The sequence below is a fragment of the Streptomyces celluloflavus genome (assembly GCA_000720995.1).
In the GTDB taxonomy this organism is placed as follows: Bacteria; Actinomycetota; Actinomycetes; order Streptomycetales; family Streptomycetaceae; genus Streptomyces; species Streptomyces celluloflavus.
On sequence record JOEL01000006.1, the window covers coordinates 135,229 to 154,700 of the forward strand.

The following is a 19,472-nucleotide window of genomic DNA, read 5'->3' on the forward strand; positions in this document are numbered from 1 at the left end:
CTGGTGGCCGGTGGCCGGCCGTTGGTGAGCCGGCGGCCGGGTCAGTGGTCGCCGGTCTTCGCCGCCGGGTGTACCGCGCCGGTGCCGAAGCGTGCCCTGGCCCGGTCGACGGCCGCCTCGATGCGGTGCGCCTTGTCGTCGGCCGGGTCGAACGTCAGCTGGTGTGCGGCGAGTTCGGCGGCGCAGAGGTCCTCCGCGCGCAGCGCGACGGAGCGCACCCGCGCCCGCTGCAGGCCGAGCGCGGTGTGCAGCGCGTAGGCCGCCGCGGTCAGCGCGGGTCCGTGCGCGGTCGGCTCGGCCAGCCGCCGGGTGCGGACCGTCGTGGAGCGGTCGGCGTAGCGGACGGTGAGGGTGAGCGCGCGGGCCACCTGCCCGCTCGCGCGCATCCGGGCCCCGAGGTCGTCGGCGAGCGAGAGCAGTGCCCGGCGGCGCCTGGCCGGGTCCAGTTCGTCGTGGACGAAGCGGTGTTCGGCGCCCAGGGAGCGGGTGGCCGCGTTGGGGGACACCGGCGTCGGGTCGATACCGCGCGCCCGCTCGTACACCGCGCGGCCCGCCTTGGCGCCGAGGATCCGCTGCAGGGTCGCGGGCGGTGCGGCGGCGATCCGCCCGACGCTGTCGAGTCCGTACGCGCACAGGAGGCGCGCGGTCGCGGGCCCGACGCCCTCCAGCGCCACCGCCGGCCGGCGGGCGAGGAACGTGGCAACGGACCCGGTGTCCCCGGGGACGGTCCGGATCTCCCCGGGGGCCGCGCCCTGGGCCGCCATCCGCGCGAGCAGCGGGTTGGCGGCGACCCCGATCGTGCACCGTACGCCGTGCCACACCAGCGCGCGCAGCCGCACCAGTTCGGCGATGCCCGCCGCGTCCCGGCCGAAGTACCGCAGCGCCCCGCGGACATCGGCCAGCGCGGCATCGGGCGGCAGTGCCTCGACCACCGGCGTGAACTGCGCCAGCAGCCGCAGCAGCGCCGCGTACTCCCCCGCGCTCACGGGGGTGTCGCCGGCGGCCCGGAAGCGTACGCAGAGCACCCCGGCCGGCCGCGGCACACCGGCGGACGGCGGGGTGACCGGCGGCACCCCGGCGGACGGCGGTACGGCGGTACGGCCCTCGGCGGACGCCGGTGCGGACGGCTCCGGTGCGGACGGCTCCGGGACGGGCGGCTCCGGGACGAACGGTTCCGGTGCGGCGGACGGCCGCGGCGCGGCGGTCATCCCGCGCTCCCCGGGCTGGAGTGCCACAACTTGCGGCCGGTGGCGGCGCGTTCGCCCGGGGGCTGGAGGTCGGCCCACGGGTGCAGTTCGTAACCGGTCGGCAGCCGGATGGTCCGGGCCGGGGCGGCGACCGCCCCGGCCGCACCGCCGGAAGCGCCCGCCCCCGCGGTATGGTCCGCCCCGCCGGAACCGTCCGTCCCACCGGCTCCCTCCGTCTCCGCCGACTCTCCGCTCTCCTCTCCGGTCCGCTCGCCCTCTCCGTTCCCGGCCGCCTCTCCCGCACCCTCGTGGTCCCCGGGTTCCGCCGGCGGTCCGGCCGCCTGGTCCGGTCCTGCCGCGAGGCGGGCGGTGACCGCCTCCAGACCGCCCTCGCGGCGCAGTTCGGCCAGTTCGGCGAGGTTCCACGCGGCGGCGCCGACCACGCTGAGGCTGCGCGGTCCGCGCCGCTGGACCGTGCCGCGCACCAGCAGCAGCCAGGAGTGGAAGACGGTGTGCGCACAGACCTCAAGGGGACTGGGGGTATCCCCGGGGCCGCCGGAGCCCGGAGCGGCGTCGAAGAAGGCGCAGTCGACCAGCCCCGTACTGTCGTCGAGGGTCGTGAAGATGACCCGGCGGCCGGAGCGGATCGGCGGTGTCTGGGTGGCCGCCTTGGCCCCGGCGACCAGCACCGTCTCACCGTGTCCGGCGTCGCGCAGCAGCCGGGCCGGCAGGGCGCCCAGCTCCGCGAGGAACTCCTGGTGATCGGCCATCAGATGCCGGGAGGCGTCCATGCCCAGGACGCCCAGTTCGGCGCTGAGCCGTTCGGTGTCGCTCAGATCGGGCAGCCCCACCGGCTCGACCGTATCGGCCACCGCCGCCCGCCCGACGGCCCCGCCGCCCGCCGTACCGCCGTCGCCTGCCGGGTCTCCGGCGTCGATGGCCCGGCCGGGCAGGGTCAGCTGTCCGGCCGGTGCGCTCCGCCGGCGGTGGTGCAGTTCGGCGATGTGCAGCAGCAGGTCCCGCCGGTTCGCGCCGAAGGCGTCCAACGCGCCCACCCGGGCCAGGCGTTCGGCCACCGGGCGACTCGGCCTGGCCCGCTGCCACAGGTCCTGGAGCGAGGTGTAGGGCTGCCCGTCCGCGATGCGCCGCGCCTCGGCCGCGCTCATCCCGTACACATCGGAGAGCGCGAGCCGCACCCCCCACACCCCGGAGCCGTCCCCGGAAGCCGCCTCGACCGGAGCCAAAACCGAACTCACACCAGACACCAGTTCGATTCGATGGGTGATCGCCGACCGGTTCACATCCAGCGGCAGCACCGGCACCCCGCGCCGCCGCGCGTCCGCGAGCAGCAGCCGCTTCGGGTACATCCCGGGGTCGTGGGTGAGCAGTCCGGCGTAGAAGGCCGCGGGGTGGTGGGCCTTGAGCCAGGCGGACTGGTAGGTGGGCACCGCGAAGGCCACCGCGTGCGCCTTGCAGAAGCCGTACGCCCCGAACGCCTCGACGATCTCCCAGGTGTGCGCGATCACCTCGGGCGCATACCCCCGCCGTTCGGCGCGTGCCACGAACCAGGCGCGCACCTTCTCCTGCGCCTCCGGCTGCGACAGCGCGCGCCGCCGCTCGTCCGCCTCGTCCCGCGCACAGCCCGTCATGATCCGCAGCGTCTCGATGATCTGCTCGTGGAACACCACGACCCCGTAGGTCTCGCGCAGCGGTTCCGCCAGGTCGGGGTGCGGATAGCGGACGGCTCTGCGGCCGTGCCGGGCCTCGATGAAGGGCCGCACCATATCGGCGGCGACCGGTCCCGGCCGGAACAGCGAGATATCGACCACCAGGTCGTGGAAGGTGCCGGGCTGGAGGCGGCCGACCAGGTCGCGCTGGCCGGGCGATTCGATCTGGAAGCAGCCGAGCGTCTCGGTGGAGCGGATCAGGTCGTAGGTGGCCCGGTCGTCCGGCGGCACCTGCGCCGGGTCGTCCAGGTCGAGGCGGCGCCCGGTGGCCCGGCCGATCTCGGTGACCGCGTGCGCCATCGCGGACTGCATCCGCACACCCAGCACATCGAGCTTGAGCAGACCCAGGTCCTCGACGTCCTCCTTGTCGAACTGGGACATCACGATGGGGGTGCTCCCCCGGCCGTCCGCGCCCGCGCCGTCGGGGCCCGCGCCGTGGGTGGTCGGTACGACGGGCGTACGGTCCAGCAGCGAGGCGTCCGAGAGCAGCACCCCGCACGGGTGCATGGCGATCCCGCGCGGCAGCGCGTCCAGCGCCTCGACCAGCTGCCACAGCCGTTCACTCCCGGCCGCCGCCACCCCGCGCAGCTCCGGCAGTTCGGCCAGCGCCGCCCGCGCGTCCCGGGCCCGGATGTGCGGGAACGCCTTGGCGAGCCGGTCCACCTGCGCCGGGTCCATGCCCAGGGCGGCGCCCACGTCCCGTACGGCGTGCCGCACCCGGTAGGTCTCGGGCATCGAGACCGTCGCGACCCGCGCCGCGCCGAAGCGGTCGAAGATCGCGCGGTAGACCTCCAGCCGGCGGGCGGACTCGACGTCGATGTCGATGTCCGGCAGCGCGCGCCGCCGCTCGGACAGGAAGCGCTCCATCAGCAGCCCGTGTGCGACCGGGTCGGCGTGGGTGATGCCCAGGAGGTGGTTGACCAGGGAGCCGGCGCCGGATCCGCGGGCCGCGACCCGGATGCCCATCTCCCGTATGTCGTCCACGACCCGGGCGACCGTCAGGAAGTACGAGGGGTAGCCGAGCCGTTCGATGGTGCGCAGCTCCTCGTGCAGCCGCGTCCAGTGCTCGCGGTCGCGGTCGTAGCCGCGCAGCACCATCCCGGCGGCGCAGCGTGAGCGCAGCACCCGGGCGGCGGTGCGGTGGCCGGCGCCGACCAGCCGCGGTTCGGGGAAGTGGACCCGGCCGAGCCCGAGGTCGTCCTCCGGGTCGACCCGGCAGGCGCCCGCGGTCTCCTCGGTCATGGTGAGCAGCCGGTGGGCGAGGTCGTGCCGGAACCCGGCCGCCTCGGCGATCCGCCCGGCGGTGCGGCGCATCGCGGCAGCGTCCTTGAGCCACCGCTCGCCGGTGTCCCGGGCCTCGGGGCGGTGCCGGTCCACCGGGACCAGGCGGCGGGCGGAGTCCAGTACGTCGGCGACCGGGCCCTGGCCGGGGTCGGCGTAGCGGACCGCGTTGGTCAGGACGGCGCGGATGCCCTGGTCGACGGCGAAGCCGAGGGTGCGGGCGGCCAGCCGGAGCGAGCCGGGGCCGCTGCCGTCGCGGCCGTGGTCGACGATCTCCAGGCGCAGCGCGTCGCCGTACAGCTCGCGCCAGGGGGCGACGATCCGGGCGGCCCGGTCCGGGCGCCCGGCGGCCAGCGCCCGGCCCACGTCGGAGTCCGGTCCGAGCAGCACGGTCAGCCCGTCCGCGGCGGACTCCAGGGCGTGCCACGGGAGGACCGGCCGTTCGGCCCGGTCCGCGTGCGCGGCCGAGACCAGCCGGCACAGGGCGGCCCAGCCGGCCGCGCCGTCGCGGGCCAGGAAGACGGCGCGGGCCGCGGACTCGTCGAGGAAGGCGCCGCCGCGTACCGGGGTGCGCCGCCGCGCGGCGGGCGCCGGCGCCGAGGGGCGGCCCGCCACGGCGAGTCCGGTGCCGAACAGCGGGCGGATACCGGCCGCGGCGGCGGCCTTGGCGAACCGGACGGCTCCGGAGAGCCCGTCCCGGTCGGTCAGCGCGAGGGCGTCCATGCCCCGTTCGGCGGCGCGCTCGGCGAGCCGCTCCGGGTGGGAGGCGCCGTAGCGCAGGGAGAACCCCGAAGCGGTGTGCAGATGCGTGAACCCTGACATCCGCACCTCCTGCGCTCAGCCGCCCCCTGACCGGTTCCGGGTTCCGTGCCGGTCCCGGTCGCTCTTCGGCCCCGGGCCCCTCGTTTCCTTTTCCACCATAACCCTTGCTCGAACATTCGTACGAACGCGGACGGAGGTGCTCCCTCTCGCCGCCGTCGGCCGGCCCGCCCGATCTGCGCGATCCCGCCGCCTGCCGGAAGATATGGGGACAAAGGATCACGGCGTGCTCCCGGCCCCGGCCCGGCGCGGGCCCGGCGTGCCCCGGCGTGATCCCGGCATGGATGTGGCGAGGAGCGGCGCATGGCCACGATGGACGACGGCACCCGCACCACCTTCCTCGGGGAGGTGAAGAGCGCGGTGTCGACCCGGGCCGCGCTGCTGGTGATCGGCGTACTGGGCCTGATGGCCGCGTTCATCACGTCGTACACCGGCGCGTTCCACCACCCGAAACCGACCGACGTACCGCTCGCCGTGGTCGCCCCCGCGCAGGTGAGCGGGGAACTGGTGCGGAAACTGGACCAGTTGCCCGGCTCCCCCCTGGCTCCGCGCGCGGTGTCCTCCGAGGCGGCCGCGGTGCACCAGATCGAGAACCGGGAGATCGATGCCGCGCTGATCGTCGAGGTGTCCGGCAGCACCGACCGGCTGCTCGTCGCGAGCGGCGGCGGCGCCTCGCTGTCACAGGCGGTCGAGGCGGTCGTCGGCGCGGCCGAGAAGGCGCAGCAGCGCACCGTGCGCACGGTGGACGTGGCGCCCGCGGCGCACGGCGACGGCCGCAGCCTGTCGTCCTTCTACCTCGTCGTGGGCTGGTGTGTCGGCGGCTATCTGTGCGCCGCGATCCTGGCGATCAGCGCCGGGGCGCGCCCCTCCAACGGGCAGCGGGCGGTCATCAGGCTGGCCGTGCTCGCGCTCTACGCGATCGCCGCGGGCCTGGTCGGCGCGATCATCGTCGGCCCGGTGCTCGACGCGCTGCCCGGCAGCCTCTTCGGGCTGTGGGGGCTCGGCGCCCTGACCGTCTTCGCCGTGGGGGCCACGACCCTGGCCTTCCAGGGGCTGCTGGGCATCATCGGCATCGGCCTGGCGATCCTGGTGATCGTGGTGCTGGGCAATCCGAGCGCGGGCGGCGCCTATCCGTATCCGCTGCTGCCGCCGTTCTGGCGGGCGATCGGGCCCGCGCTGCCGCCGGGCGCGGGCACCTGGGCGGCGCGCTCCCTCGCGTACTTCCGGGGCAACGCGATGACCGGACCGCTGCTGGTGCTCTCCGCCTGGGCGGCGGGCGGCGCCCTGCTCACCCTCACACTCGCGGTGTTCCGTTCGAGGCGCGAAGGAAGCGGCGGCCGGCCCCGGCGCAGGGCCCGGCCGGCCGGCCGACCGCCTGCCCCGACCGACTGACCTACGCGGAACGGGTACGACACCGCGCGGGGCGCGCTCGCCCGCGCACCCCGCGCGTTCCGCCGCCCCCTCCGCGTCGCCGCGATCACATATGCGTTCCGCCGTCGATCCGGATCTCCGTACCGGTGATGAACGCACCGTCCTGCGAGGCGAGCATCGCGATGACCCCGGCGACGGTTTCCGGGCCCGCGAACCCCTTGCCGATGGCCGGCAGCAGCTTGCCGAACAGGCTCGGGTCGGCGTCCTCGGGCAGGCCCGGGTCGAGGGTCATCCCGGACTGTATGGAGCCCGGCGCCACACAGACCGCGCGCAGCCCCTGCTTGGCGTACTCGCTCGCGATGGCGTGCGTGAGGGACTGGATGCCGCCCTTGCTCGCCGCGTATGCCGCCATGTACGGGTGCGCGAACGAGGCGGAGGTGGAGCTGAAGTTGACCACGACGGGTGACCGGCCCGCGAGCAGGGCGGGCAGCGCCTCCCGGATCATCAGGAAGGTGCCGGTGAGGTTGACCGAGATGATCTTGTTGAAGAAGTCCAGGCCGGTCTCGTGGGTGTGCGAGGCGCGCAGGATGCCGGCCGCGTTGACCAGGACGTCCAGACCGCCGAGGCCGGACACCGCGGCCGCGACGCCGGTCCGGACCGCCGCCTCGTCGGAGATGTCCAGCACCGCGGTCACCAGCCGGTCGCCGCCGCCGTCCGCGGCGGCGCGCTCGGCGGTGGCCCGCAGGCCCGCCGCGTCGATGTCCGCCGCCACCACCCGGCCGCCCTCGGCGAGGATCCGGTGGACGGTGGCCTGTCCGATGCCCGAGCCGGCCCCGGTGATCAGTACGCGGCGCCCGTCGAAACGCTCCATGGTGCTGCTCCCTTTCCCTGGGTGTGTGCGCCCTCTCCGGGCACGTTTGTCCGCACGGTACGCCGACATGGCATGTTGTGCCACATTCGCGTGACATGCCAAAGTGTCACCACGCTCCGTAAGCTGGGCCCATGTCCACCGCGCCCCGCACCGCACCCCCCACACGCTCCGCCCGCCCCTCCCTCACCGAGCGGCGCAAGGCCGAGACCCAGCTGGAGATCGCCCGCACCGCGGCGGCCCTGTTCGCCGAGCGCGGCGCCGGGGTCACCGCCGAGGAGATCGCGCGCGCCGCGGGCGTCGCACCGCGCACCTTCTACCGCTACTTCCGCACCAAGGAGGACGCGGTGGCGCCGCTGCTCGCCGTCGGGGTGCGGCGGTGGATCGACGATCTGGCCGGGCCGGCGGCCGGGCCGCACCCGCCGTCCGTACGTGAGGCGCTGGAGCGGGCGGCGCGGCGGGCACTGACTCCGGCCGGGCCGGAGGCCGAGGAGGCACTGCGCTGGACCCGCGGGCTGCTGCGCGCGATGCCCGGTGATCCGGCGCTGCGCGCGGTCTGGCACCGTGTGCACCACGAGTCCGAGGAGGCGCTGATCCCGGTCCTGGCCCGGCTGACCGGCGCCGGCCCACTGGCGGTACGGCTCGCCGCGGCCGCCGCGAACACCGCACTGCGGGTCGCGGTGGAGGTATGGGCCGCCGGCGACGAGCCGGCGGACGGCCCGCAGGGGCCCGCGGAGCTGGTGACGCGCGGTATGCGGGCCCTGACGGCGGGGCTGCCGGAGCTGGACGGCCGGCGGCCGGATCCGGCCACGCGGCGGGACTGAACCGGCCGGCGGAGGGGTGCGGCACACCGGGCCGCGTGCGGGAGGGCCGCCCGGTACCTGATACCGGGCGGCCCTCCTGCACGGGGCCGTCACGCCCCGCACCGCGGTCTCACTTCTCTCCGGCCGCGTCCTGCGTCGTGCCGTAGTACGCCTGCTTCATCAGCCGCTGCATGTCGTCGGTCATCGGCATCCGCGGGTTGGCGGGCGCGCACTGGTCGGCGTAGGCGTTCATGGCCTGCTGCGGGAGGGCCGCGAGGAACTCCTGCTCGTCGACGCCCTGCTCCTGGAAGGAGGCGGGGATACCGCACCGGGTGCGCAGGTCCTCGATGGCGCGGGCGTAGGACTCCACGCCCTCCGCCGCGGTCGCGGCGGGCAGGCCCAGCATCTTCGCGATCTCCTGGAACCGCTCCGGGGCGCGGTAGACCTCCGCCTTCGGCCAGGGGGTGGCCTTGCCGGTGAGCTGTCCGTTGTGCCGGATGACATGCGGCAGGAGGAGGGCGTTGGTCCGGCCGTGGGCGACGTGGAAGGTGTTGCCCAGGGTGTGGGCCATGGCGTGGACCATGCCGAGGAAGGCGTTGGCGAAGGCCATACCGGCCACCGTCGAGGCGTTGTGCATCTTCTCCCGGGCCTCGGGGTCCTCGGCGCCGTGCACGACGCAGCGCTCCAGGTTCTCGAAGATCAGCTTGATGGCCTGGAGGCAGAGGCCGTCGGTGTAGTCGTTGGAGTAGACCGAGACGTACGCCTCGGTGGCGTGGGTCAGGGCGTCGAAGCCCGAGTCCGCGGTGACGGTCGCCGGGAGGTTCATCGGCAGCACCGGGTCGACGATGGCGACGTCCGGCGTGAGCGCGTAGTCCGCCAGCGGGTACTTCTGGGCGGCCGCGGGGTCGGAGATGACGGCGAAGGGGGTGACCTCCGAGCCGGTGCCCGAGGTGGTCGGGATGGCGACCAGCCGGGCCTTCTCGCCCAGCGAGGGGAACTTGAAGGCGCGCTTGCGGATGTCGAAGAACTTCTCCTTGGTGTCGGCGAACTCGACCTCGGGACGCTCGTACATCAGCCACATGATCTTGGCCGCGTCCATCGCCGAGCCGCCGCCGAGCGCGATGATGGTGTCCGGCTGGAAGTCGCGCAGCTGCGCGGCGCCCGCCTGGACGGTGGAGAGCTCCGGGTTGGGTTCGACGCTGTCGATGACCTGGAGGACGACGGCCGAGGGGCGGCCCTGGAGGATGTCGGTCACCTTCTGGACGAAGCCGAGGGCCGACATGGTCTTGTCGGTGACGATCGAGACCCGCTTGAGGCCGTCCATCTCACCGAGGTAGCGCAGCGAGTTGCGCTCGAAGTAGATCTTCGGCGGGACCTTGAACCACTGCATGTTGTTGTTCCGCCGTCCGATGCGCTTGACGTTGATGAGATTGACCGCGGTGACGTTCCCGGCGACGGAGTTGTGCCCGTACGAACCGCAGCCGAGGGTGAGCGAGGGCAGGAAGGCGTTGTAGACATCGCCGATGCCGCCGAAGGTCGAGGGCGAGTTGACGATCACCCGGATCGCCTTGACCCGCTTGCCGAACTCCTCGGCCAGCTCCTCGCTCGCGGTGTGGATCGCGGCGCTGTGTCCCAGCCCGCCCAACTCGACCATCTGCGCGGCGAGTTCCATGCCCAGCTCGGTGGAGCCGGCCCGCAGGCAGGCCAGGATCGGCGAGAGCTTCTCGCGGGTCAGCGGCTCGCCCTCACCGACCTCGGCGCACTCCGCGACGAGGACCGAGGTGCCCTCCGGGACGGTGAAACCGGCCTGTTCGGCGATCCACTGCGGGGACTTGCCGACGACCGCGGCGTTCAGCTTGGCGCCGGCGCAGTTGTTGGCGAAGGCCGTGGTGCCGAAGACGTACTCCTCCAGCATGGTCTTCTCGGCCGGGGCGAGGACGTGCGCGCCGAGCTTGCGCAGCTCCGCGAGGCCCTGGTCGTAGATCTCCTTGTCGAAGATGACGGCCTGCTCGGAGGCGCAGACCATGCCGTTGTCGAACGCCTTGGAGAGCACGATGTCGTGGATGGCGCGGGCCAGGTCCGCGCTCTTGTGGACATAGGCGGGGACGTTGCCCGCGCCGACGCCGAGGGCCGGCTTGCCGCACGAGTAGGCCGCCTTGACCATGGCGTTGCCGCCGGTGGCGAGGATCGTGGAGACGCCGTCGTGGTGCATCAGGCTGTCGGTGGCCGCCATCGAAGGCTCCTCGATCCACTGCACACAGTGCTCGGGGGCGCCCGCCGCGAGCGCCGCGTCCCGGACGATCCGGGCCGCCTCGGCGCTGCACTTCTGGGCGGAGGGGTGGAAGGCGAAGATGACCGGATTACGGGTCTTGAGGGCGATCAGCGCCTTGAAAACGGTCGTCGAGGTGGGGTTGGTGACCGGGGTCATCGCACAGATCACACCGACCGGTTCGGCGATCTCGGTGATGCCGTTCAGCTCGTCGCGGCGGATGACGCCGGCCGTCTTGAGGCCCGCCATGGAGTGGGTGACGTGCTCACAGGCGAAGAGGTTCTTCACGGCCTTGTCCTCGAACAGGCCCCGGCCGGTCTCCGCCACCGCCTGGCGGGCGAGCTCACCATGCGCGGCGAGCGCCGCGAGCGATGCCTTCATGACGATGTGGTCGACCTGCTCCTGGGTGAACTCCTCGAACTGGCCGAGGGCCTTCAGCGCCCCCTGGACAAGGCCATCGACCGCTTCCACTGCGGGGGTCGGTGCGGTGTTCTCCGTGGCCTGCATGGCAGGTCCTCCTTGGCTGGACCGGTTTCCTGATGCCTCCATCAGACCTCCGTCCGGACCCGCGAACTGTCCGCGAATGCCCCTTTTTGTGCGGACCAAAGTCCCTTCAAGATCGGAACGGGACCGTCAATATGCCGCCTGACCTGCAAGAACAGGGGAGGACCTAGGACCCTTGGAAGCTCGTGAAAACTTTCACAAGTTTCCTGCCATCGGGCCGGTGCGAGGCATCCGCTATCGGCATAAGCCAGTCTTGACACCCCAGGCCCTGCCTTCGGGCCAATCGGCGGAGATCGAATCCCTCCCGAACGATCGGTCGGCGGCCGGATTCACTCCCTTCCGAGCCGCCCGGCACCTCGCCGGGGGTCACCGGCGGCGCCGCATCCCCGCTGGCCGCACACGGTGCCCGCACCACTCCCCCACACTTCCCCCGCATTTGTTCACGCCATTACCCACTGCTTTCACCTATCGACTCAAAGCGATCGGCCGGGGTGCGTTCACTGTGCGCTTGGGCCAGACTCCCGTCCGGTATCTGCACCTTCGAGCAAGGGAGTGTTCGTCATGCGGTACATCACCGGCGGAATCGCGCTCGGCGCGGCACTGGTTTTCGGTGCCCTCGCCACCACCGCACCGGCCACCGCCGCACCCACCGCACCCACCACCGCACCGGCGCAGTCGGCGCGGACCACCGGGCTCTACGCCCCGACGGCGCTGGTACTGACCGTCGGCCAGGGCGAGAGCCGCGCGACCGCCACGGTGCAGCGCGCGGTGACGCTCAGCTGCGCGCCGTCGGCGAGCGGCAGCCACCCGGACCCCAAGGCCGCCTGCGCCCAGCTGCGTTCGGTATCCGGTGACTTCACCGAGGTGACCGAGGCCGGGACGACGGGCCGGGTGTGTACCAAGGAGTGGGCCCCCATCGTGGTCACCGCGGACGGCGTCTGGCAGGGCAGCCGGGTGTCCTACACGTACACCTTCGCCAACTCCTGCGCGATGACGGACGGCAAGGGCTCGGTCTTCGAGTTCTGACCGCTCCCCGCCAGGCCCCAGGTTCCAGGTCCCCGGACGCCGGACGGCGGCGTCCGGGGATCGTCGGGTGGGGGCCGATGGGCCGGGGCCGGGCACCGGGAAGGGCCGGGCGGAGGATGCGGGCGTCGCGCTCCAACAAGTCGCCCCGGACGGACCGGTGGCCGATGGGCGGACGACGGACGGAGGTACCACCGGTGAACGGACGACGGACGGAGGTGCCGCCAGTGGCCGGGCAACGGACGGAGGTACCCCCGGTGACCGCACGACGGACCGGCAGGCGGCCGGATACCGGCACCGACAGCCGGCGGAATGCGGGCACCGGCAGGCACCGGCCCCCGGATGTCGAGCAGGTCCGGGGGCCGGTGCCGGTGCCGTACGGGCCGGAGCCCGGCGGCACGGTGCGGTGCGGTGCGGGTCAGCCGATCTGCGCGCCGTAGGCCGCCAGGGCCGCCGGAACCGGCTGGAAGAAGGTCTCGCCGCCCGACGAGCAGTCGCCGCTGCCGCCGGAGGTGAGGCCGAGCGCGGTGCCGCCGTCGAAGAGCGCGCCGCCGCTGTCACCGGGCTCGGCGCAGACATCGGTCTGGATCAGACCGTTGACCGTGCCCTCCTGGTAGTTGACGGTGGCGTTCAGCGCCTTGACGGTGCCGTCGTGCACCTGGCTGGTGCTGCCGCTGCGGGTCACGTGCTCGCCCACCGTGGCATCCCCGGCCTGGGTGATCTGCTGGGTGCTGCCGTTGTAGAGGTCCACCTCGCTCGGGTGCGCGGTGTTCGCCGTGTACTTGGCGATGGAGTAGTCGTTGCCCGGGAACGTGGACTGGTCGGTGGTCGCGATCTCCGAGCCGCCCTGCTGGTCGGACCAGCTCTGCACGGCGTTGCCGCAGTGGCCGGCCGTCAGGAAGTACGGCTGGCCGTCCTTGACGACGTTGAAGCCGAGCGAGCAGCGGGCGGTGCTGCCCCAGATCGCGTCGCCACCGGCGATGAGGGTCTTGAACTCGCCCTTGCTCTGGCGGAGTTCGGCCTTGTCGCCGAGGGCGCCCACCACCTTGGTGAGCTGGTTCAGCTCGGCGCCCCGGACCGTGCGGTCGGCGGTCACCAGAACCTTGTTGCTCCGCGGGTCGACCGACCAGGCCGTGCCGGGGATCGTCGCCTTCGCCTTCAGCGTCCGGCGGGCCGTGTCGAGCTGGGCGAGCGTGTGCTTGACGAGTCTCGCCTCCGCCCCCTTGGCCCGGACGGCCTTGGCGGCCGTCTCGTCCACGACGTTGACCACGAGCTTGTGGGCCTTGGCGTCATAGAACGAGCCGGCCGTACCGGTCTTGAACTGGGCCGCCAGCGCGGTCGCCGCGGCGGGGGTCAGCCGGTCCGCGGTGGGGGCCGTCGCCGCCTGGGCGCTGGTCATGGTGAGAGTGGCGGTGGCGGCCAGGGCCAGCGCGCCCGCGCCGCCCAGGACGGCGCGCCGCTTGGGTATGCGTCGGTGCTTCAACTCAGAGCCTCCCGTGGGGGGATGGGCCCGCTCTGTGGGGAGATACGGACCCGGAGAGTGTGGGGAACTCGGGACACGGACGCATCCGCCCCGCGTCACAGCACCTCGGGGAGTCGCGTCCATGCCAACGTGCGGACCGAGTATTCCCACCGCCCCAGTCGCGCACAAGACCGAATTCCGGTCTCCGGTACGGGAGTTGACCGTTCCGCCGGATTGCGGACACAGCGTGGTCCGCGCACGTCGCGCCCGATCACGGACAGCGATGACCACAGGGGGCGCCCACGGGCACGCAGGGGGTGAGGACTACACCTGTCCGGAAACCATCCGCCTCATCCGGCCCCCGCGAATCCCCCACCACTCCCCCGGTTCCGTCCGCGACCACGGCCCACCGTCCGGCCCCGGACGGCGTGACCGCCATATCCGCCCACGTCAACGGCCCCGAAGTCCCCGCAGCCCCCACCGCAAGGCAACTGCCAGTGCTACCCGGACCGTGGGCTCAGCGGCGAAGTCCTCGGCTCCGGTGACGAGTTCGGCGGCGTCCCGACCGAGGCGCGTCATCTCGTGCGTCGCTCCATCCGGGTGGGCGCACCTCTGCCCAGCTACGGAGAGCTACTCCTCAGGAAGCGAACGGCCGGCCTCGGGGTGGTGCGGCAGCGCCCTTATGCCGGTGTACCGATGGCGTGGTGGATCGCGGCGGCGGCGGCGTGAGCGGCATGGGTGGGCCGGTAGGAATCCTGGGTCCAGGGGCGGCCGTCCGTCACCCACACACTTCGGAGTCCGAGCGCGTCGGCGCCCGCGATATCGGCGTGCGGTGAATCCCCGATGACCCACGCGCCCGGCAGGGGGACGCCGACGATCGCGGCTGCCGCCCGGAAGATCTCCGGTTCCGGCTTCTTGTGGCCGACGTCTTCGGAGACGACCCAGCCCTGGACGAGCTGGTCGAGTCCGGTGTTACGGATCTTCCCTTCCTGCTGGACGGTGCGGCCGTTGGTGACGATGACGCACGTCCAGCCGTCCGCCCGCGCGCTGCCCAGCGCCTCGCGGGAGGACCGCGCCAGGACGACGCGATCGGCGGCGCCGGTGTCGAGCAGCGCACGGATGGCGGCGGTCGGCACCACGTCGCCGTATCGGCCGGTCAGGGCCGCGGCGACGTCGTGACGCGCGGTATAGCCACCGGCGTCGACGGACATCACCCACATGAGGTCGGCGGCGGGCAGGGAGTGCTCGGCGAGGAAGTGCGCGACGGCGGCGCGGAAGGCCGCATCGCGGTCGACAAGGGTGTTGTCGAGATCCAGCAGCAGCAACGGCATGAGCGGCAGTGGACCACGGCCTGCGGCAGGTCGTTCGGGAGGTCCTACGGCAGGGTCTTACGGCAGGTCCTCCGCCTCGGGGAGCGTCTCCAGCTCGGGCGAGAGCACACCGCCGTCGCCGCTCGTGGTGACCTCGACGCCCTCCACGGCCTCCACGGCCTCGACGGCCTCCCGCGACGCGACCGGCGGCTGCCACTGCTGCTCCACCGGGACCTGCTCCTGGGTCTGGTCCTGAACCTGGGCCTCGACCTGAGCCTGGCTCCCGGCCTGGGCCTGGGTCCGGGCCGCGGCCTCGGCCTGGGCCGTCTGCGCCTGGGCCTGGAGTCCGGAGCGCTCCAGGAAGCGCAGCAGCTCCACCGGGAACGGCAGCACGAGGGTCGAGTTCTTCTCGGCGGCGACCGCCACCACGGTCTGCAGCAGCCGCAGTTGGAGCGCCGCGGGCTGGCCGGACATCGCCTGGGCCGCCTCGGCGAGCTTCTTCGACGCCTGCAACTCGGCGTCGGCGTTGATGACCCGGGCGCGCCGGTCCCGGGTCGCCTCCGCCTGGCGCGCCATCGACCGCTTCATCGTCTCCGGCAGCGAGACGTCCTTGATCTCCACCCGGTCGATCTGTACGCCCCAGCCCAGCGCCGGGCTGTCGATCATCACCGCGAGGCCCTGATTGAGCTTCTCGCGGTTGGAGAGCAGATCGTCCAGATCGCTCTTGCCGATGATCGAGCGCAGCGAGGTCTGGGCGACCTGGGAGACCGCGAAGCGGTAGTCCTCGACCTCGATGACCGCGTCGGCGGCGTCCACGACCTTGAAATAGACCACCGCGTCGACCCGGACCGTGACGTTGTCGCGGGTGATGCCCTCCTGGGCGGGCACCGGCATCGTGACGATCTGCATATTGACCTTGCGCATCCGGTCGATGCCCGGAACGATCATGGTGAATCCCGGCGCGCGCACCTCGGACGCCAGCCGCCCCAGCCGGAGCACCACACCACGCTCGTACTGCTTGACCACGCGCGCCGCCGCCATGAGATACACCACGCCCGCCGAGGCGAGCGCCACTCCGGCCGTCACCAGTTCTCCGACCATCACGGCCCCCAGACATTAGCCGTTCGCTGCCCGATTCACACTCTTTATCATGGTATGCCCGGGTCGGTGAGCGGGCGAGAGCCCTGCCGGGCACGGGCCGGGCACCCCCGCCCACGGCCGACGACACCGGCTCGCCCGTGATCCTTTCGACGGCCGCAACGGGCCCCCGGCCGCCGAGCACGCGACAGGACCCCCGTCCGCCGACGAACGGGGGCCCCGCCACTGCCGGACCACAGCGTGACCGCCTCAGCGGGTCACCAGGCCGGCAGCGGATCAGTACCAGGCCGGCGCCGGACCGGCAGCGGTCCGGCAGCGGTCCGGAATCAGTAGACGCTCACGCCGTAGGCGCTGAGCGCCTCCGTGACCGGCTGGAAGAACGTCGTGCCGCCGGAGGTGCAGTCGCCGCTGCCGCCGGAGGTCAGGCCCAGGGCGGTGGTCCCGGAGTAGAGCGGGCCGCCGCTGTCGCCGGGTTCGGCGCAGACGGTGGTCTGGATCAGACCGGAGACGATGTCGCCGTTGCCGTAGTTGACGGTGGCGTTGAGCCCGGTGACCTTGCCGCTGTGGATGCCGGTGGTGGAGCCGCGGCGGGTGACCGTCTGGCCGACCGACGGGGTGCCGGCGCTGGTGATGTCCTGGCTGCCGACCGTCCCCTCGTGGCTGACGGAGGAGGTGTACTTCACGATGCCGTAGTCGTTGCCGGGGAAGCTGGATCCGGTCGTCGGGCCGATGCTCGTGGTGTGCGCCGCGCTGGTGTACCAGGGCGGGTTGCCCTCGGTGCAGTGACCGGCCGTCAGGAAGTAGTACGTGTTGCCGCTGCGGACGTTGAAGCCGAGCGAGCAGCGCCAGCTGGGGGCGTAGATGGCGTCGCCGCCGGAGATGAGGGTGCGCAGGGTGCCCGCGGTGCGCTGGATTTGTACGGCGCCCGCGTTGCCGCCCGCGGCCTGCTCGATCTTGGTGATCTGCTCCTGGGAGACGGTGCGGTCGGCCGTGACGACGAGAGTGTGCGACTTCTGGTCGACGACCCAGGCGGTGCCGGGGACATCCGCGGCGCGTACCGCGCTGTCGGCGGCGGAGAGCTGGGCGGCGCTGAACGTCTTGGTGGGGGACGGGTCCTGGGCGTTGGCGGTCGGGATGGCGACGGCTCCGAGGGCCACCAGTCCGGACGCCACGGCGAGCAGCCGGATGCGTCTGGTCACGCCGCTGCGGGGGGTGGTGCGCTCGTTCCTCACGTGATTCCTCCGAGGGGATCGATGGGCCGCCGGTGGGCGACCCGTGAGGCGCAGGCGAAGGGCATCCGGGAATCCGCACGTGTCATTTTCCGCATGCCCCTGACAAGCGCTGAGCGGGAGTCTCGGGGACGTCACCCCCTGGGCGCAAGAGGGCCACGCCCGTACACCCGGCCGGGCACCCGGATGTACGCACCCGGATGTACGCACCACTCATCCGGCCGCGCACGCCGCCGCCCCGGCAGCCCCGGCCGGGCTGCCGGGGCGGTGTCCTCGGCGGATGGTGGGTCGGATCAGCGGGCGCGCAGGTCGCGCTCACCGGCCCGCAGCGCGAACGGCAGGGTGTTGCCGGGCGGCGGGAAGGGGCAGATGAAGTGGTCGGCGAAGGCGCAGGGCGGCAGCACGACACGGTTGAGATCGACGGTGACGGTGCCGTCCTCGGCGGGCGCCGGGGGCCGCAGGAAGCGGAAGCGGTAGCTCTCGTCGCCGCTGGTGGTGTCGGCGAACACCGCCCACAGGGAGCCGTCGGCCTCGACCGCGGCCTGCACGGTGTGCTCGTCGCCGTCCAGCGTGAAGGCCAGTTCGCCGGCCAGGCCGAAGCCGCGCCGCTGTCCGTCGGCGTTGGGCACCCGGACGGTGCGCTCCTGCGGATACGGGCGGAAGAGGCCGGGCCGCACCCAGCGGGCGTCATACGGGTAGACCTCGATTCCGGTGAACGCGCGGCGGGTCGCGGCGTCCGGGTCGTAGTCGCGTACCGCCCACAGCCCCTCGCGGCGCAGCACCGGCAGCCGCCGCTCGCCCCACGCCACCCGGGCCCGTGCCGCCGCGCCGTCCTCGCCGAGCCGGACCTCGCCGGACGGCGGTGTGCCGTCGACGGTGAGCCCGTCGCCCGCGCCGGTCCGCAGCACGACCTGGTCGCCGTCCTCGGTCCAGCGGCCCGGCAGCCCCTCGATCCGGCCGTCGGGATGGTCGGCGAGCCAGTGGGTGCCGGTCAGGGCGAGCGGTCCGTACGGCCGGGAGACCTTCGCGGTGCGCCGCTCGCGCCAGTCCTGCCACTCCTGAGGTGCTCGTGTACCGGTGCTCATGGCGGTCAACCCTTCTCGGCCGGGCGTACGGGATCCGGCAGTCCCAGATGGGAGCGCAGCGTCCGGCCGCGGTATTCCGTGCGGAACGCGCCGCGTTCCTGGAGGAGCGGTACGACGCGGTCGACGAAGTCGTCCAGGCCGCCGGGCGTCAGATGCGGGACGAGGATGAACCCGTCGGCGGCGTCGGTGCGCACGAAGGCGTCCATCTCCGCCGCGACGGCCGCCGGTGTGCCGATGAAGGACTGCCGGCCGGTGGTCTCGATGACGGTTTCGCGCAGGGACAGGCCCTTGGCCCGGGAGAGCGCCCGCCACCGGTCGGCGACGGCCTTCGGATCGCCGTGCCGGACGCGGCCCTGCGCCAGCTCGCTACCGGGGTCCGGGTCGATGTCGGGCAGCGGGCCGTCGGGGTCGTAGGAGGACAGGTCGACGCCCCAGATCTGCTCCGCGGCGAGCAGCGCGTTCTGCGGCGAGACCTGGCTGCGGCGGATCTCGGCGGCGTGCTCCTGGGCCTCGGCCGCGGTGTCGCCGAGGACGACGGTGACACCCGGCATGATCTTGAGGTCGTCGGGCCGCCGGCCGTACGCCGCGAGCCGGCCCTTGACGTCGGCGTAGAAGGCGCGGCCGGCCTCCGGTCCGCTGTGCCGGGTGAAGATGACATCGGCGGACGAGGCGGCGAACTCCCGGCCCTCGGACGAGTCCCCGGCCTGGATGACGACCGGATGGCCCTGGGGGCTGCGCGGGACGGTGAACTCGCCGTGGATGTCGAAGTGCCGGCCGCGGTGCGCGAACGGCCGGGGCACGCCGTCGTCCGTCCAGGAGTCCCACAACTCCCGTGCGGTGGCGACGAATTCGACGGCCCGGGAATAGCGTTGGGCCCGGTCGAGATAGCCGCCGCGGCGGAAGTTCTCGCCGGTGAACGCGTCGGAGGTGGTGACGGCGTTCCAGGCGGCCCGGCCGCCGCTGAGGTGGTCGAGGGAGGCCAGCCGGCGGGCGAGTTCATAGGGCTCGTTGAAGGTGGTGTTCACGGTGGCGGCCAGGCCCAGCCGGTCGGTGACCGCCGCCAGGGCGTTCAGCACGGTGATCGACTCGGGCCTGCCGAGCACGTCGAGGTCGTGGATACGGCCCTTGTGCTCGCGCAGCCGCAGCCCCTCGGCGAGGAAGAAGAAGTCGAACAGGCCGCGCTCGGCGGTGTGGGCGAGGTGTTCGAACGAGGAGAAGGCGATCTGGCTCTTCGACCGGTCATCGGCCCAGACGGTGGTGTTGTTGACACCGGGAAAGTGCGCCGCCAGGTGCATCTGTCTGCGGCCGTGCGGGGGCGCGGTGGTGCGCCCGTACGGGGAGGCGGCGGTGCGGCCGGGTCCGGTGGGTGCCGGGCCACCGGGAGCCGGTCGGCCGGAGGCCGGTCCGCCAGAGGCCGGTCCACTGGGCGTCGGCCC

General features: G+C 73.1%; 13 protein-coding genes. 3 read left to right on the plus strand and 10 right to left on the minus strand.

Translation table 11 applies throughout. The features are described 5' to 3' along the window. Positions 1–41: 41 nt before the first annotated feature. Entirely contained in the window at positions 42–1,208 is a 1,167-nt protein-coding gene (locus tag IH09_RS08200; protein ID WP_172451115.1) for a DNA polymerase Y family protein, read from the minus strand. Continuing rightward, the gene (locus IH09_RS08205) at positions 1,205–5,017 is read right to left on the minus strand and encodes a DNA polymerase III subunit alpha (protein WP_052855436.1); all 3,813 of its coding nucleotides are present in this window, start codon (positions 5,015–5,017) and stop codon (positions 1,205–1,207) included. The genes IH09_RS08200 and IH09_RS08205 overlap by 4 nt, the downstream gene beginning before the upstream one ends. 300 nt (positions 5,018–5,317) lie before the next feature. On the opposite strand from IH09_RS08205, the gene IH09_RS08210 reads away from it, so the two are divergent. Next, on the plus strand, positions 5,318–6,406 hold the full coding sequence (locus tag IH09_RS08210; protein ID WP_052855437.1) for a YhgE/Pip domain-containing protein: 1,089 nt from the start codon (positions 5,318–5,320) through the stop codon (positions 6,404–6,406). A gap of 85 nt (positions 6,407–6,491) precedes the next feature. Here IH09_RS08210 and IH09_RS08215 read toward each other — a convergent pair whose 3' ends face one another. After that, positions 6,492–7,256: an SDR family NAD(P)-dependent oxidoreductase gene (locus IH09_RS08215; protein WP_052855438.1), complete on the minus strand. Its 765-nt coding sequence runs from the start codon at positions 7,254–7,256 to the stop codon at positions 6,492–6,494. 131 nt (positions 7,257–7,387) lie between these two features. On the opposite strand from IH09_RS08215, the gene IH09_RS08220 reads away from it, so the two are divergent. Further along, positions 7,388–8,077 carry a TetR/AcrR family transcriptional regulator gene (locus IH09_RS08220; RefSeq protein ID WP_052855439.1) on the plus strand — a complete coding sequence of 230 codons (690 nt, stop codon included), beginning with the start codon at positions 7,388–7,390 and terminating at the stop codon, positions 8,075–8,077. Between the two features lie 109 nt (positions 8,078–8,186). Here the strand turns inward: IH09_RS08220 and adhE are convergent, their stop codons facing one another. Next, positions 8,187–10,832, minus strand: coding sequence for a bifunctional acetaldehyde-CoA/alcohol dehydrogenase (adhE, locus tag IH09_RS08225; RefSeq protein ID WP_240151025.1), 2,646 nt, complete (start codon positions 10,830–10,832; stop codon positions 8,187–8,189). 558 nt (positions 10,833–11,390) lie between these two features. Between adhE and IH09_RS08230 the strand changes: the two genes are divergently transcribed. Next, the gene (locus tag IH09_RS08230; protein ID WP_052855441.1) at positions 11,391–11,855 is read left to right on the plus strand and encodes a subtilase-type protease inhibitor; all 465 of its coding nucleotides are present in this window, start codon (positions 11,391–11,393) and stop codon (positions 11,853–11,855) included. A 415-nt stretch (positions 11,856–12,270) separates the two neighbouring features. Here the strand turns inward: IH09_RS08230 and IH09_RS08240 are convergent, their stop codons facing one another. From IH09_RS08240 to IH09_RS08265, 6 genes are all read right to left on the minus strand, one after another. Next, positions 12,271–13,335: a S1 family peptidase gene (locus IH09_RS08240; protein WP_052855443.1), complete on the minus strand. Its 1,065-nt coding sequence runs from the start codon at positions 13,333–13,335 to the stop codon at positions 12,271–12,273. A gap of 659 nt (positions 13,336–13,994) precedes the next feature. After that, complete coding sequence (locus IH09_RS08245) at positions 13,995–14,645, minus strand: HAD family hydrolase (protein WP_052855444.1); 651 nt, start codon at positions 14,643–14,645, stop codon at positions 13,995–13,997. 57 nt (positions 14,646–14,702) lie between these two features. Then, on the minus strand, positions 14,703–15,725 hold the full coding sequence (locus IH09_RS08250) for a slipin family protein (protein WP_052855445.1): 1,023 nt from the start codon (positions 15,723–15,725) through the stop codon (positions 14,703–14,705). Between the two features lie 323 nt (positions 15,726–16,048). Further along, a complete protein-coding gene (locus IH09_RS08255; RefSeq protein ID WP_052855446.1) occupies positions 16,049–16,954 on the minus strand; it encodes a S1 family peptidase in 906 nt (301 codons plus the stop codon). A 290-nt stretch (positions 16,955–17,244) separates the two neighbouring features. Further along, positions 17,245–18,036: a DUF1684 domain-containing protein gene (locus tag IH09_RS08260; RefSeq protein WP_052855447.1), complete on the minus strand. Its 792-nt coding sequence runs from the start codon at positions 18,034–18,036 to the stop codon at positions 17,245–17,247. 5 nt (positions 18,037–18,041) lie between these two features. Then, positions 18,042–19,331, minus strand: a complete 1,290-nt coding sequence (locus IH09_RS08265; RefSeq protein ID WP_052855448.1) for an NtaA/DmoA family FMN-dependent monooxygenase — start codon at positions 19,329–19,331, stop codon at positions 18,042–18,044. Between the last annotated feature and the right edge of the window lie 141 nt (positions 19,332–19,472).

Bases quoted from the DNA above. Each gene is read 5' to 3' on its own strand.
- IH09_RS08245 (WP_052855444.1), bottom strand. From the start codon at position 14,645: ATGCCGTTGCTGCTGCTGGATCTCGACAACACCCTTGTCGACCGCGAT.
- IH09_RS08220 (WP_052855439.1), top strand. From the start codon at position 7,388: ATGTCCACCGCGCCCCGCACCGCACCCCCCACACGCTCCGCCCGCCCC.
- adhE (WP_240151025.1), bottom strand. From the start codon at position 10,832: ATGCAGGCCACGGAGAACACCGCACCGACCCCCGCAGTGGAAGCGGTC.
- IH09_RS08210 (WP_052855437.1), top strand. From the start codon at position 5,318: ATGGCCACGATGGACGACGGCACCCGCACCACCTTCCTCGGGGAGGTG.
- IH09_RS08260 (WP_052855447.1), bottom strand. From the start codon at position 18,036: ATGAGCACCGGTACACGAGCACCTCAGGAGTGGCAGGACTGGCGCGAG.
- IH09_RS08205 (WP_052855436.1), bottom strand. From the start codon at position 5,017: ATGTCAGGGTTCACGCATCTGCACACCGCTTCGGGGTTCTCCCTGCGC.
- IH09_RS08250 (WP_052855445.1), bottom strand. From the start codon at position 15,725: ATGGTCGGAGAACTGGTGACGGCCGGAGTGGCGCTCGCCTCGGCGGGC.
- IH09_RS08215 (WP_052855438.1), bottom strand. From the start codon at position 7,256: ATGGAGCGTTTCGACGGGCGCCGCGTACTGATCACCGGGGCCGGCTCG.
- IH09_RS08200 (WP_172451115.1), bottom strand. From the start codon at position 1,208: ATGACCGCCGCGCCGCGGCCGTCCGCCGCACCGGAACCGTTCGTCCCG.
- IH09_RS08230 (WP_052855441.1), top strand. From the start codon at position 11,391: ATGCGGTACATCACCGGCGGAATCGCGCTCGGCGCGGCACTGGTTTTC.
- IH09_RS08265 (WP_052855448.1), bottom strand. From the start codon at position 19,331: ATGCACCTGGCGGCGCACTTTCCCGGTGTCAACAACACCACCGTCTGG.